The sequence below is a fragment of the Corallococcus sp. CA047B genome (assembly GCF_003612065.1).
In the GTDB taxonomy this organism is placed as follows: domain Bacteria; phylum Myxococcota; class Myxococcia; order Myxococcales; family Myxococcaceae; genus Corallococcus; species Corallococcus praedator.
The window spans coordinates 1-14,054 of the sequence record NZ_RAWD01000037.1; the positions used below are offsets into that span (position 1 = coordinate 1).

At 67.4% G+C, this 14,054-nt stretch carries 7 protein-coding genes; 4 read left to right on the top strand and 3 right to left on the bottom strand.

From position 1 onward, the window contains the following. The first annotated feature begins 33 nt into the window (after positions 1–33). Together msrA and D7X74_RS44985 are read left to right on the top strand one after the other, a co-directional pair. Complete coding sequence (msrA, locus tag D7X74_RS09155; RefSeq protein WP_120532546.1) at positions 34–690, top strand: peptide-methionine (S)-S-oxide reductase MsrA; 657 nt, start codon at positions 34–36, stop codon at positions 688–690. A gap of 110 nt (positions 691–800) precedes the next feature. Further along, positions 801–3,116: a M20/M25/M40 family metallo-hydrolase gene (locus D7X74_RS44985; RefSeq protein WP_120532547.1), complete on the top strand. Its 2,316-nt coding sequence runs from the start codon at positions 801–803 to the stop codon at positions 3,114–3,116. Between the two features lie 12 nt (positions 3,117–3,128). On the opposite strand, the gene D7X74_RS09165 is transcribed toward D7X74_RS44985, so the two are convergent. Beyond that, positions 3,129–8,684, bottom strand: coding sequence for a right-handed parallel beta-helix repeat-containing protein (locus tag D7X74_RS09165; RefSeq protein ID WP_147446512.1), 5,556 nt, complete (start codon positions 8,682–8,684; stop codon positions 3,129–3,131). A 377-nt stretch (positions 8,685–9,061) separates the two neighbouring features. Here D7X74_RS09165 and D7X74_RS09170 point away from each other — a divergent pair, with 377 nt between their 5' ends. Then, entirely contained in the window at positions 9,062–11,566 is a 2,505-nt protein-coding gene (locus tag D7X74_RS09170; RefSeq protein WP_120532549.1) for an AAA family ATPase, read from the top strand. 146 nt (positions 11,567–11,712) lie between these two features. On the opposite strand, the gene D7X74_RS09175 is transcribed toward D7X74_RS09170, so the two are convergent. Continuing rightward, on the bottom strand, positions 11,713–12,087 hold the full coding sequence (locus D7X74_RS09175) for a DUF962 domain-containing protein (RefSeq protein ID WP_120532550.1): 375 nt from the start codon (positions 12,085–12,087) through the stop codon (positions 11,713–11,715). 234 nt (positions 12,088–12,321) lie between these two features. On the opposite strand from D7X74_RS09175, the gene D7X74_RS09180 reads away from it, so the two are divergent. Continuing rightward, a complete protein-coding gene (locus D7X74_RS09180; protein ID WP_199741795.1) occupies positions 12,322–13,371 on the top strand; it encodes a hypothetical protein in 1,050 nt (349 codons plus the stop codon). A gap of 4 nt (positions 13,372–13,375) precedes the next feature. Here D7X74_RS09180 and D7X74_RS09185 read toward each other — a convergent pair whose 3' ends face one another. Then, positions 13,376–13,897, bottom strand: a complete 522-nt coding sequence (locus tag D7X74_RS09185; protein WP_147446513.1) for a hypothetical protein — start codon at positions 13,895–13,897, stop codon at positions 13,376–13,378. Positions 13,898–14,054: the final 157 nt, after the last annotated feature.

Here is a 14,054-nt window from a genome sequence, read left to right on the forward strand (position 1 = left end):
GAAAATCGGAGGGCCCGGGGCTAAAGCTAGAGCATGTTCTTCACGTCCCCGAAGAAGTTGAAGCTCCCCACTCCCCAGGAGGCGCTGCCGGGCCGTCCGCAGGAGATGCAGGTTCCCCCGAAGCACACCGTGCTGGGCACCCCGTTGAAGGGGCCGGTGCCGGAGGGCTTTGAAGAGGCCGTCTTCGGCATGGGCTGTTTCTGGGGGGTGGAGCGCAAGTTCTGGCAGGTGCCGGGGGTGTACTCCACGGCGGTGGGCTACGCGGGCGGGCTGACGCCGAACCCCACGTACGAGGAGGTCTGCTCGGGGCTCACCGGCCACAACGAGGTGGTGCGCGTGGTGTACGACCCGAAGAAGGTCTCCTACGCGCAGCTCCTGAAGGTGTTCTGGGAGAACCACGACCCCACGCAGGGCATGCGCCAGGGCAACGACGCGGGCACCCAGTACCGCTCCGGCATCTACTACGCGAACGACGCCCAGAAGCGCGCCGCGGAGGAGACGCAGCGCACGTTCCAGGCGGCGCTGAACGCGAAGGGCCTGGGCGACATCACGACGGAAATCCTGCCGGCGCCGGCCTTCTATTACGCCGAGGACTACCACCAGCAGTACCTGCAGAAGAACCCGGGCGGCTACTGCGGCGTCGGGGGCACGGGCGTCAGCTGCCCGATTGGCGTCGGCGTCAGCGCCTGACGTGAAACACGCGGCGTGACACAGGGACGCGGCGCGGATCCACCGTCATCGGGTTCGCGCCCTCCCACCACGCTGCGGGCAGGAAGGGAACCCGGTAGGGTCGCGGTCCCTTGAACACACGCCTCGCCACCCTGTCGGCCGTGGCCCTCGTCGGGCTCACCGTCGCGTTCGCCCTGCACTTCGCCGCCGCGCCCACGGCCCTGCCGGCCACGGCGCCCGCGGAGGTGTTCTCCGCCGGGCGGGCCCGCGCGCACCTGGAGCACATCGCGGCGGTCCCGCACCCCGTCGGCTCGCGGGCGCACCGCGACGTGCGCGAGTACCTGCTGCGCACCCTCCGCGAATCGGGGGTGACGCCGGAGGTCCAGGTGACCTCCGCCATCAACCCGACGCTGGGCACGGGCCGCACCATCCCGGGCTCCACGGTCCACAACGTCCTGGCCCATCTGAAGGGCGTGGATGGAAGCAAGGTCGTCGCCATCGTGGCCCACTACGACTCCGTCCCCACCTCGCCCGGGGCCTCGGATGACGGGGCTGGCGTGGCGGCGATGCTCGAGACGCTGCGCGCGCTGCGCACCGGTCCCCCGCTTCGCAACGACGTCCTCTTCATCTTCATGGACGCGGAGGAGACGGGGCTCGTGGGCGCCAGGGCCTTCACGCTCCAGCACCCGCTGGCGAAGCGGGTCTCCGTCGTCCTCAACTTCGAGGCCCGCGGCTCGCGCGGCCCCTCGCTGATGTTCCAGCCGAGTCCCGACAGCCGCTGGCTCATCGAACGGCTGGCGCGCTCGGGGGCCCCCGTCCAGGCCAGCTCGCTCTTCGATGAGACCTACCGGCGGCTGCCCAACGAGACGGACTTCTCCATCTTCCTGAAGGCGGGCACGCCGGGCCTCAACTTCGGCTTCATCGACGGGTTCATGCGCTACCACACGCGCCTGGACGACCTCACCCGCCTGGATCCGGACAGCCTCCAGCATCACGGCGAGATGATGCTCGCGCTCGCGCGCCACCTGGGCCAGGACCCGCTGGAGCCCGCCCCCATGGGGAGCGCCGTCTACTTCAACGTCGGGCCCTTCCTCGTCCACCATGCGTCGTCCTGGGCGGTGCCCCTCGCGCTGCTGGCGCTCCTCGCCTGCGGTGCCGCCATCGCCGTGGGCCTGCGGCGGGGCGCGCTGCGAGCAACCGGCCTCTTGAAGGGCGTGGGCGCACTGCTCGCGACGACGGCGGGGAGCGCGGCGGTGATCCAAGCCGCGTGGTGGCTCGTGCGGCGCATCGATGGGGGCTTGAGTGCCCTGCCCCAGCGCGACGCCTACCAGGGCCGCCTCTTCATCGTGGGGCTGCTGGCGCTGACGCTCGCGACGGTGGCCGGTTTCCAGGCCCTCTTCCTGCGCAAGGTGCGGCGGGCGGAATTGGCGGCGGGCGCGCTCATCGCGTGGACGGTGCTGGGACTCGTCAGCGCGTTCGTGGCGAGCGGACTCAGCTACCTGTTCACCTGGCCGGTCGTCTTCGGCGCGCTCGGCCTGGGGTGGCGGTGGCGCGAACCGGGGGAGACGCTGACCTTGCGCACGCGCCTGGTGCTGGCCGCGAGCGCCATCCCCGGCCTGCTGTTGTGGGTGCCGCAGGTGCCCCACTTCTACGTCGCCCTGACGCTCTTCCTGGTGGCGGTGGTGACGGCGGTGGTCGCGCCCTGGCTGGCGCTGCTGCTGGCCCAGACGGTCGCGGAGCCCGTGCGCCTGGGCCGGACGGTGGCGCCGCTGGCCTTCGCGCTGGCCGTGGTGCTGCTGGGCGTGGGCGTGGTCCGGGAGCGCTTCGACGTGGAGACCCCGCGCCCCAGCAGCCTCGCGTACGTCGTCGATGCCACGAGCAACGAGGCGTACTGGCTCTCCGGCGACTACGAGCCGGACGCCTGGGTCTCCCAGGTCCTCGGCGGCGAGGCCACGACACGCCGCATGGGCGACTACCTGCCCTTGTTCCCCAAGGACGTCCGCGTGGCTCCCGCGCCCATGCGGGCCCTGCCGGCGCCAGAAGTGCGGGTGGAGCGCGACGAGACCCGGGACGGACTGCGCCAGCTTGCGCTTCGGGTGACGTCGCGCCGGCAGGCGACCCAGCTCCAGATCCAGCTTGGCCCGCACATGCCCCTGCGAGGCCTGTCCATCGCCGGCCACCGACTGGAGCCCGAGGCCATCGCCCGCACGCGCGATCGTGAGACGGGCACGGCCCTGGTGTACTGGGACGCACCGCCCGAAGGCATCCTCCTGGAGTTCTCCGTCCCCGAGGGCACCCGCGTGCCGCTGCGCGTGACGGACCTCCGCTTCGACCTCTCCGAAGCCCCCGGCGCGCCGGGCGACCAGCGCCCGGCCGGCACCATCCCCGTGCCCTTCTACTTCGGCGTCACGGACGAGACCCTGGTGAGCATCGCGGTCGAATACTGAGGCAGGGACGCGTCAGCGCTTCCCCTTGCGCCGGGGATTCGCGAGCCCGAGGAGCGAGAGGAGCAGCAGGCTCATCACCGAGGCGCTCGTTCCTGAGCCACCGCAGCCCCAGCCCTCGCCGATGACTTCATCGGGAACCGGAGGAGCGTCCACGCAGACCCCCTCCTGGCACACCTCGCCGTCGCCACACTCGGAGGGCGCGCCGCAGAACGTGTCAGGCGTGTTCGGGTCCGTCTCGCTCGAATCGAGCCGGCCATCGTGGTTGGCGTCCTCTTCGCCGTCCTTGCGCCCGTCCCCGTCCGTGTCCGCGTTGAGCGGATCCGTGCGGGTGCTCGGATCCGCGTCCGCCACGAACTGTTCCTTCGAGACGTCGGTCCCCACATGCGGCGAGGAGACGGCCATCTCCGTCCCATCGAAGAGCCCATCATCGTCACTGTCCGGGTCCCGCACGTTCGGCAGGCCGTCACCGTCCGAGTCCTCCGTGGGAGCCAGCTCGTGACCATCGAGCACGCCATCATCATCCGTGTCGGCGTCGTGGGGGTCGGAGCCCGCCTCGAACTCGGCGACATTGGAGAGCGCGTCGTCGTCCGCGTCGAGCGAGGCGTCACCCGGTGAGTTCGGGTCGAACCCATGGGCAAGCTCCCACTCGTCGGCCATGCCATCGTCGTCGGAGTCGGTGGAGACGGTGACGGAGGTGCTGGCACTCTGACCGTCGGCCGTGACCCGGACGGTGTTGGAGAACGTTCCGCTGTGGAGGCCAGCGGTGAAGACCCCCGATGCGTCGAGGGTGCCGCCGCCGTTGACAGCCTCCCAGGTGGCAGTGAGCGGAAGCTCGTTGTCGAACGCGTCATAAGCCTTCGCGCTGAAGGTGATTCTCCCCTGGATGACCACCGTCGGGTTCTGGGGTGAGATGACCACGCGGTGAAGGGCGCCTGGCGCCACGACGACCGAGCCCGAGCCCGCGAGGCCGTGGGCCGTGGCGAGGACACTCGCCGGGTAGGTGCCAGGCACGGAGGTCGCGGTGAAGCGGCCCTCCGGGGTGATGCTGCCGGCGCCGCGCAGGACCGACCAGACGGGCGCGATGGAGACCTCATTGCCCTCGGCGTCCTCTCCCTTCGCGCTGAACGGCTGCTCGTTGCGAGGTCCCAGTTGGGCGAGCGCGGGAGTCACCACGATTCGCGTCACGTCACCGGGGGCGAGCGTCACATCGGCGGAGCCGCTCATGGCGTCGAACCGCGCCGTCACCGCGCCAGGGTATGCGCCCGCCCTGCCGCTGGCCGTGAACAGGCCTTCGGCGTCGATGCTGCCCACGGCCGTCGAGCCGACCGACCAGGCCGTTGTTCCGGGCACGGTATTGCCCCAGGAATCGGTCGCGGTGGCGGTGAACCGCTGAGCCCCACGCACCCGCAGGGCCGTGGACGCAGGGGTCACCTGCACGGTCTGGATCGGTCCTGGGTTCACCGTGACGCTCGCTGTCGCGGACAGCGCACCGCTCAGGGCCGTGATCGTCTGGGTGAAGGTTCCCGCGACGGTGCCCGCCGTGAACACGCCGTCCGGACCGATGTCCCCACCGCCGTCGGTCACGAGCCAGGAGACCGGCGCCAGGGGCAGCGGGTTGTCGCAGCCATCCCGGACATTGGCGGTGAACTGCTGTGTGTCGTTGACGGACAGGGTCGTCGTCGCCGGAGCGAGCATGACCATCGCCGCCGGGCCCGGGGTGAGCGTCACCGTCGCGGACGCGGACTGGCCATCCACCGTCGCGGTGACCGCACCCGGATGGGTGCCCGCCGTGCAGCTCGCCGTGAACAGGCCGCTCGCGTCGATGGTGCCCGCCGCGCCGTGAGCGGACCAGGTGATCGCCGCATCGGGCAGCGGGTGGTTGGAGGCGTCATAGGCCATCGCGGTGAAGGCTTGCGTGCCCTGGACGACCAGGGAGGGCGCCGAGGGCGTCACGACGACATACGCCGCCAGCGGCCGGACATACGGGAAGGCTCCCATGTCCGAGCCATCGGAGGCGGCGTTGCGGCACGGCGACGTGGCCTGAAGCGAGAAGTCGGTAGCTCCCACGAAAAGCGGGTCGGCGGAGAGGCTGCCGGGACCGGGCGTGACGTTGAGGTAATTGGCGGTGCCGTGGCCCCAGACGTTGTTGTGGATGACGGAGCGGTTGGGGCCGCTCGGATGCGAGAAGACAAGGCCATACTGGCCGTTGGAGGTGATGATGTTGTCGGAGAGGGTGACGTCTCCGTTGAAGGGATACACGTTGACGCCCATCCCGTTGCCCGTGATGGTGTTGTGGAGCAGGGAGGACTGGCCGCCCAGCGCGATGGCGTAGGTGGTCGGGGCGGGAAGACCGTTGGCTCGCACCAGACTGTGCTCGAGCCGGGTGATGGTGTTGAAGACAGACTGGAGGGCTTGAGCGCAGTTGCGCAGGGTGCCATGGCTGAAGGTCGTGGTCCCGCCATAGACGACCAGGCACTGCGCGGTGTCACCCTGGATGGTGGTGCGGTGGAAGGTCGACTCCCCCGTACTGTGGACGCCGACGATGCCCGCGTTGAGGGTGGCGAAGTCGAAGGTGGCGGAGCCCCGGACGTACACGCCGCGGGCGCCGGTGGCGGTGAGGGTGACGGGGGAGGCGGAAGTGCCCTGGGCTTCCAGGTGTCCGTCGATGAAGAGTTCGATCTTCTTCGTGTCCGTGCCGGCCCCGAGCGCGTCGGTGGCCGCGAAGGTGAGCGAGGCCCCTGGCGCCAGCGTGAGGGTGACACCCGGGCGGACGGTCAGATCGCCCGCGAGGGTGTTGGCGCCGGTGAGGGTCAGGTCCGAGACGAGGGCTCCCAGGAGGCCGGGGCTGGGGTGGCCCGCATAGGGGAAGGCGCCCATGTCGGTGCCATCCGACGCGGCCAGGCGGGCCGGCGAGTACGCGGTGAGGCGGAAGTCCGAAGCGCTCACGAAGAGCGGATTGGCGGAGATCCCCCCGAGCCCCAAGGGGGCACTGGGGGCCCAGACGACGCCGTTGCTCCACACGTCGTTGTGGTGGATGGCGCCGGGAGGGGTGATGGCGGAGTAGAAGGGCCGATGACCGCTGGAGGTGATGATGTTGTCGTAGATGCTGATGGAGCCGGCGTCGTCGCGGACGTTGAGGGCTTCGTAGAGGTTGTCGACGATCGTGTTGTGGACGACGTGGGCTGAACCTCCCCCTCTCACTTCCATGGCGTAGACGCCGTTCCCCGGTGCGCCGCTGCTGCGAACCAGGCTGTAGCGAAGCTCGATGGTGCCGCTCGTGGTCCAGATCGCCTGGCGGCAGTTCTGCAAGGTGCCCTGGATGAAGCGGGTGGTGCCGCCCGTGACAAACAGGCACTGGGTGGAGGCCCCTTGGAGGGTGGAGTTGCGGAAGGTGGTGGCACCGGTACTGGCAGCGCCGTAGAGGCCGGCGTGGAGGGTGGTGAAGTCGAGGGTGGCGGAGCCCTGGACACGCACGCCGTAGGCGCCCGTGGCGGTGAGGGTGACCGGCGCGTCCTGGGTCCCCTGGGCGGCGAAGGTGCCGTCGACGATGAGCTCGACCCTAGCGCGGTCCACGCCCGAGCGCAGGCCGTCGGTGGCGGCGAAGGTGAGCGAGGCCCCTGGCGCCAGGGTGAGGGTGACGCCCGGGCGGACGGTCAGATCGCCCGCGAGGGTGTTGGCGCCAGTCAGGAGCCTGTCGGAGAAGAGGACGCCCTGGAGCGACGGCGTGGGGGCCCCCGCGTAGGCGAAGGCGCCCATGTCGGTGCCATCCGAGGCGGCCAGACGGGCCGGAGAGTTCTCCGTGGGATGGAAGTCCGAGGCGCTGACGAAGAGCGGGTTGGCGGAGATGCCGCCGGGGCCCAGTGTGATGTTGGTGCTGACGTCACGGGTGCTGTGGCCCCAGACGTCGTTGTACTGGACGGTGCGAGTGGGGAACGTGGAGCCTACCGCGGTGATGCCGTAGAGGCCGTTGGAGGCAATGAGGTTGTCGGAGAGTTCGGCGGTTCCCGCGAAGCTGGCGAGCTGGACGCCGCCGAACGGGTTGCCCGTGAGAGTGTTGTGGACGAGCCGGGCCGAGCCTTGCAGGTAGATGGCGTACTGGGACAAGGCGCTTGAGCCGCTGGTGCGAACCAGGCTGTAGCGAAGCTCCGTGGTGCCGCCGCTGGTGATGAGGGCTTGAGCGCAGTTCTGCAGGGTGCCGTGGCTGAAGGACGTGGCGCCTCCCGTGACAATCAAGCAGGTGCTGGAAGCCCCTTGAAGGGTGGAGCGGGTGAAGGTGGAGGAGCCGTTGCTGACGACGCCGTAGAGGCCGGCCTGGAGGGTGGTGGAATCGAAGGTGGCGGAGCCGCTCAGCACGCGCACGCCATAGGCGCCGGTGGCGGTGAGGGTGACCGGAGCCTCTGGGGTGCCCTGGGCGACGAGGGTGCCGTCGACAATCAGCTCGGTCTTGCCCTTGTCGATCCCCGAGCCAAGGCCATCCGTGGTGGCGAAGGTGAGCGAAGCGCCGGGTGCCAGGGTGAGGGTGACACCGGGGCGAACGGTCAGGTCACCCGCCAGCGTGTTGGCACCGGAGAGCGTCTTGTTGGAGAAGAGGACGCCCTGAAGCGTGGGGCTGGGATGGCCCGCATGGGCGAAGGCCCCCAGGTCGCCACCATCCGAAGCGGCGAAACGTGCCGGAGAGTATTCGGTGAGGCGGAAGTCAGGCGCGCCGACGAAGAGCGGGTTGGCGGAGATGCTGCCAGGACCTGGAGTGACGGTCGCGGGGCTGTAGTCGTAGGTGCTGTGGCCCCAGACGTTGTTGTACTGGACCGTGCGCGTGGGGTTGAGGGCGTTGGCGAAGTAGACGCCATGGTAGGTGTTGGAGGTGATGATGTTGTCGGAGACGTTGACGGTCCCCGAGAAGATGTTGATGCGGAGGGCGCCGTGGAGGTTGCCCGTGAAGGTGTTGTGGACCAGTTGGGCCGAGGCGAACACGTCGAGGGCAAACTGGTTGGTGGCACCGCTGGCGTGCACCAGGCTGTCGCGCAGGGACGTGGTGCCGCCGTTGGCGACCAGCGCCTGAGCGCAGTTGCGCAGGGTGCCCGTCTCGAAGGACAGGGTGCCTGAACTCACGAGCAGACACTGGGTGGCGGCGCCCTGGATGGTGGAGGAGCGAAGGGTGGTCCAGCCGGCGCTGACCACGCCGAAGCGCCCGGCGTTGATCGTGGTGGAGTCGAAGAAGGCGGAGCCGGTGCCCAGGACGCGCACGCCGTAGGCGCCCGTGGCGGTGAGGGTGACGGGTGAGGTGCTGGAGCCCTGGACGCTCAGCGTGCCGTTGACGATCAGCTCGGTCCGGGACGCATCCGCGCCCGAGCCCGAGCTATCACTCGCGGCGAAGGTGACCTGGACCCCGGGCTGGATCGTCAGCGTCCGGCCGGAAATGATGGTCACGTCCCCCGTGATCACCCAGGGGTTGCCCGCGCTCGTCCACGTCGTGTCGACGGAGAGCGGCCCGGACACGTTGGTGGCGCGTGCAGCGGAGGGAAGAAGCACAGCGAAGAGGAAGAGGATCAGGAGACGAACTGGCGACAAGGCCGGTCCTTTTGCGCGCTCCCCCAGGCGGGAGAGTGACGAAGAGTCGATGCCGCAAGGTACCACGCCGCCTGTTCAATCGGAGCCAGTGCAGGGGCCACCCCAGCGGGCCGCGCGGGCAATTCCGAGTGGGCCAGGATGGCACGCCCCAAGCGGTACTGATGGCGGCCTGAGGACGGCCGCGACCTTGTCCTCTTGCTCCAGCAGGTTGTACGCCTCCATCCCGCCATCCCCCTCATGGGGTATGGCCTCCTCGGAGGCCATGGGTAACCTCTGGCATTGCAGAGAAGGTCACGGGCAGACGTCGTCCGCACGGCCAAGCACCTGGAGCCCTCGCAAGGGAGCTCAGGCTCTCCGCAATACCAAAGGGCAACTCCATGAGACTGGACCGGGTGGTCATCAAGAACTTCAAGTCCATCAAGATGATCGAACTGCGAATCCCCCAGAAGGATGAGCATCGACAGGGCTCTGCCGACTTCCTTTCCATTGTCGGGGAGAACAACGCAGGAAAATCATCCGTCCTCGAAGCCATCCGCTTCGCATGTACCGCCACGTCGAAATCAGCGCAGGTGCAGTTTCCGGGCAACGAACCAAGCAATGGTCCTATTGAGATTGAACTGGATTTCGACCAGTTCAATGAGAGCGACCGCGCTTCACCCGTTCTCCAGGAAAACATCTTCATGGAAGACGGGCGGGAAAAGTATCGACTCAAGCGGAGCTGGAGAACGGTTGGAACTGCCTCTGAGAACTCATCATACAACCCCAACCGCCCACCCACGGATCATCTCACGGGGTGGACTGGCAAGAAGACCCTCAAAACCCTTCTTGAAGCAGACGAGCGATGGAAGCCCATCGCCGAACTCGTCGCCCAGGAGAATTCTACCCCTAGACCGCCAATTGGCGTGCTCATCAAGGCGGCGAGGCAGCTCAACTCACCCCTGCTTGAGACCCATCCGCAAGAACCGTGGGCAGCCCACCCGGGAAGCAGCGCATCGCATCTCGAAGCCATCCTGCCCAGCATCATCTACGTTCCAGCGCTTCGTGAAACCAGCGAAGAAGCAGACGTGGGCATGAAACAATCCTCGATTCGCAAAATCGTGAACTCCCTCTTTGAGCAGCAACTCGCAAGCCACGAGAGGGTCATCCGGTTCAGAGCCGCAGCAATAGAACTCCAGGATCTTTTCGCTACGGAGGGAAAACACCGGATCGTGACCTCCATCGAGGAGCAGATCACAGCGAAGTTCAAGGAACTCATCAACATTGGCGCTGAGCTCAAGTTCAGCGCTCCCGATGTGATGTCGGATCTCGCGAGCAGCACCGAGTTCAGGGTCCTGGATGGGGGCCTGTCCACGACACCGGACAATCAAGGCCACGGAGCACAACGCTCCATCGTGCTGGCGCTTCTCCAGATGTACGCCGAACAGCTCAGGAAAAGCACTGCACGTGAGCAGCACCCCATGTTGTTCCTGATCGAAGAGCCGGAAATCTATTTGCACCCTGCCATGTGCCGAAGGATGCGCGACACGCTGCTGAAAATCTCCCGAAGCGGCATCGGTCAGGTCATCTGCACAACGCACTCCCCGGTCTTCCTGGACCTCGCCGACCGTCACGACGGCATTGTCATCTTGAGGAAGAAGGCGGCGGCTCCGGTCGCCAAACAACGAACCCGTGACGTGTTCGACCAGACCGCCACCGACAAGGAGCAGCGGGCGCGGCTCCGAATGCTTCTGAGCTTCGATCCCGCCGTCAACGAAGCATTTTTCTCGGAACAGGTCTGCCTTGTCGAAGGAGACTGTGAAATCGCCGCAGTCGAAGCGGTCGCCAGACGGCTCGAAAAGGAAGGGAATATCAGCTGGTCCAAATACCTCATGGCCAGACGCACGGTCACCCTCATCAACTGCCGTGGCAAATGGACCATCCCTGCCTTCCAGAAGGTGCTCAGCGCTTTCGACATCAACTATCGCGTCATCTACGACCTGGACGCGGGAGCCCAGGCCAACCAGGCCAACTCCCAGATCGAGAACCTCTTGTCGGAAAATGACAAGAGCCTGCCGCACGACCCGAACTTCGAGCAGTTCATCTTCGGCAAATCCTGGCGGAGCGACAAGCCCTGGCTCGCCACGAAGACCATCAATGAGGCTCCTCAACTCAATGCGCGACTCATCGAATTCTTCGAATTCGCACTCGGGAAATCTGTCTCGGACCTGAAGCCGGACGCCGTGCCTCCAACCACTGAGAACACGACCGCTCCGCAAGTCCAAAGGCCCAGCCGGCGAAATCTCCGGGGAAAACTCAAGGAGTTCAAGGTTCCGTCCCAGGTCATCCAGTCTGCACAGCGCGTGGAACAACTGTTCCGCGTCGCCGCAGGGCCGAATTTCGCGATACGTCCAGACTCCGATTCACCCTTTCAGCAACTGGAAGGGACGAAAATCGATGCATTCGCCATCGTCACGGGCTCATCCATGGCGGACACCCTGCACGACAACGACATCGTCGCGCTCAAGTTCCTCAACAAAGTCTTCCTGGAGTCTGTGCACTCGACCGACATCCCCTTCAATGCCGCGCTTCCAAGCCTCCTTGAGAATGATGGCATCTACGTGTTGGCTGCGAACGATTACATCGATCAAAAATCGTACACCATGAAACGCGTCAGGATTTCCACCCGCCCCGACGGGGCATGGCGCGGAGATATCTCCGCGGACAACCCGGACACGAACTGGGGCGACCGCGGTCATTTCGAGATCCGCAAGACGGATCGCATCCACTTCGCAGCACAAGTCATCGGAGTCGTTCGAAGAGACGAATTGGAAGGATTCTCCCCGGAGGCCATTGGGTTGACCACCATCCCAATGGAGCAAGAGCCCACCTTCGAGGAAGACTGAGTTCGCATCATTCTTCCATTGGAGCGAAGGGCGCGAGGGCACGGCCCATCGAAGTCCGGGCAAAGCCCTCACCGGGGGCGCATGCCGGTTCGACACGCGAACCCCATTCCGCGCTGCGCGGGCGAAAATTGAAACGACGCTCCGGACTACCGGACCTCGGCCTGGGCCGAAGCCACCGGGACGGGAACCTGACGGCCCGCCCAGGCGCGCTCCAGGTGCGGCGCGAGCTGGCCCACGGCCATCAACCCCGCCATGCGGAGGTCGGAGATGAACGACCAGAGCGGGTACTTGAAGCTCGCCGGACGGTTGTTCTCGATCTTGAAGTGGCTGAACCACGCGAAGCCGTAAGCGGCCACCAGCGCGGCGGGAATCAGCGCCCCGCGCCCGGTGACGGCGGCCGTCACGCCCAGGCACACGCCCAGGCTGGTCCCGGAGAAGTGCAGCCAGCGTGTCGACGGCAGCGAATGCTCGCGCAGGTAGAACGGCCAGAACTCGGCATAGGTCTGGATGCGGTCGGACATGAAGTGAAGTTGTGTCCAGACCCTGGCCTCCCGTCAACCCGCACCGGCATTCAGGCTGCCCGCGCCGACACCGGTCGGCCCTCGGGTCCCGGCAACCCGAGCGGACCCGTTGGCTGGAAGGCAGCCGGGCAGGCCTCGACGCAGCCCGTCGTTTTCGGCCGGCTCCAGAACAATCCGGTGTCGGCAGCGCGGGAGGCACAGGGTGCGCGTGTCGTGAAAGACTCGGGTCCGCGCATGAACGACTGGACGCCCAAGCTGAACCCCACGGTGGACCTGCGGCGCCTTCCCCTGAACGCGGAGGAGGGCTTCGTGCTGTCGCGCCTGGACGGGCACACGCGGGCCCGGGACCTGCCCGCGCTCACGGGGCTGCCGCAGGAGCGACTGCACGACATCCTCGCGCGGCTCGTGGCCCAGGGCGCGCTGTTGCCGGGCGCGGACACCGTGGCGACGCCCGTGAACACCGTGCGACAGGAGCCTGCTCCCGAGCCTTCACTCGACGTCCCCGACACGGAGCTCCTGCCGGACGCGGAAGCCTCCGATGCCGGTGACGACGAAGCCGCGCCCGAGGAAGAAGTCCCCGAGGCCGTGCTGGGCAACTACCGCAAGCTCTTCGAGACGCGCCTGCACGCGCTGCCCGAGGACCAGCGGGTCGCGATGGCGCACGGTGCGGCGGACCCGGAGCTGTCCGCGCTGTGTTTCGACCCGGTGCCCGCCGTCATCAAGGCCGCCCTGGAGAACCCGCGCGTGGGCCTCGCGCACGCGCGCCTCATCGCCCGGCACCACCGCAACCCCGTGGGCCTGGAAGCGCTGGTGGCCCGAGCCGCCTTCGCGGCGGACACCGGCGTGCGCCGCTTCCTCGTGCGCAACCCGCAGCTTCCGGCGGCCCTCTTCCGCCGCATGTGGGCGCTGCGCCGGCTGATGGAACACCACAAGCTCACCGTGGACCGCGACGTGCCGGAGTCCACCCGCCGCACCGCGCGCGAACTCCTGCGCCAGCGCTTCGCCACCGGCCCCTCCGAGGAGAAGGTGGAGCTCATCCTCAACACGGAGGGCCGCGCGCTGGGGGCGCTCGTGGGGATGCCGGTGGATGGCAAGACGGCGTCGCTGCTGTGCGGCCGCACGTACCGCTCACCGCTGCTCGTGCAGAACCTGGCGCGCTGGAGCGCCGCGCCGCCCGTGCTCATCGCGCACCTGCTCAAGCAGGAGCTGGTGCGCCGTCAGCCACAGCTCCGCGCGATGCTCGCGCGCCATCCCAACGCCCCCGCGGACGTGAAGCGCGCCTGACCCCTCACCCCGGTGAAGGCGTCCGCAGCGCCGTGAAGGCCCTTCGCAGCTCGCTCCCCACGCCGAGGACGGCCACCAGGAGCATGGCCAGGGCGAGGGCCAGCCAGATCAATGAAAAGCCCCACAGGTCCATGAACCCGGACACGGGCCGCACGTCGTGCCGGTATCCCCTGTCGTGCACCCGCAGGGCCACCGGCGCCCCCACCTCGATGCGGTCGGGGGATTTCATGTCGTGCATCTTGCGCGTGAAGGTCTGTCCATGAAGGACGTAGCGCACCTCGGGCGTATAGCAGTCGTACTTCTGGATGCGGGTGACGCCTCCCGAACGACTCCGGATCTCCTGCACGCAGTAACTCGCCACCGACGCACTGCAGCTCCCCTCCACCTCGACGGCGTGCTTGAGGAAGGAGTGCGTGTCCCGCAGCTGCCCCACGGAAATCGAAAGGAGGAGTGAACCCAATCCGCCGCAGAAGAGGATCACGATCCACAGGAAGAGCCTGCTGCCTCCATCCAGGAGTTTCGACATGGCGGCGAGTCTCTTCGAGTCGTCGCCCCGCAGCGAGCCATTAATCTTCGCGTTTAACGGGACCGCCAGAGTGATGCGCCAGGTCAATGCAGGGGTCACGCAGCCTCTTGGGTATGCAACTACCCAGGCGGCGCTCTCCACTGCTTAGGGACTGGGT

Coding starts and splice junctions, on each gene's coding strand:
- msrA (WP_120532546.1), top strand. CDS start 34: ATGTTCTTCACGTCCCCGAAGAAGTTGAAGCTCCCCACTCCCCAGGAG.
- D7X74_RS09170 (WP_120532549.1), top strand. CDS start 9,062: ATGAGACTGGACCGGGTGGTCATCAAGAACTTCAAGTCCATCAAGATG.
- D7X74_RS09175 (WP_120532550.1), bottom strand. CDS start 12,087: ATGTCCGACCGCATCCAGACCTATGCCGAGTTCTGGCCGTTCTACCTG.
- D7X74_RS09180 (WP_199741795.1), top strand. CDS start 12,322: ATGAACGACTGGACGCCCAAGCTGAACCCCACGGTGGACCTGCGGCGC.
- D7X74_RS09185 (WP_147446513.1), bottom strand. CDS start 13,897: ATGTCGAAACTCCTGGATGGAGGCAGCAGGCTCTTCCTGTGGATCGTG.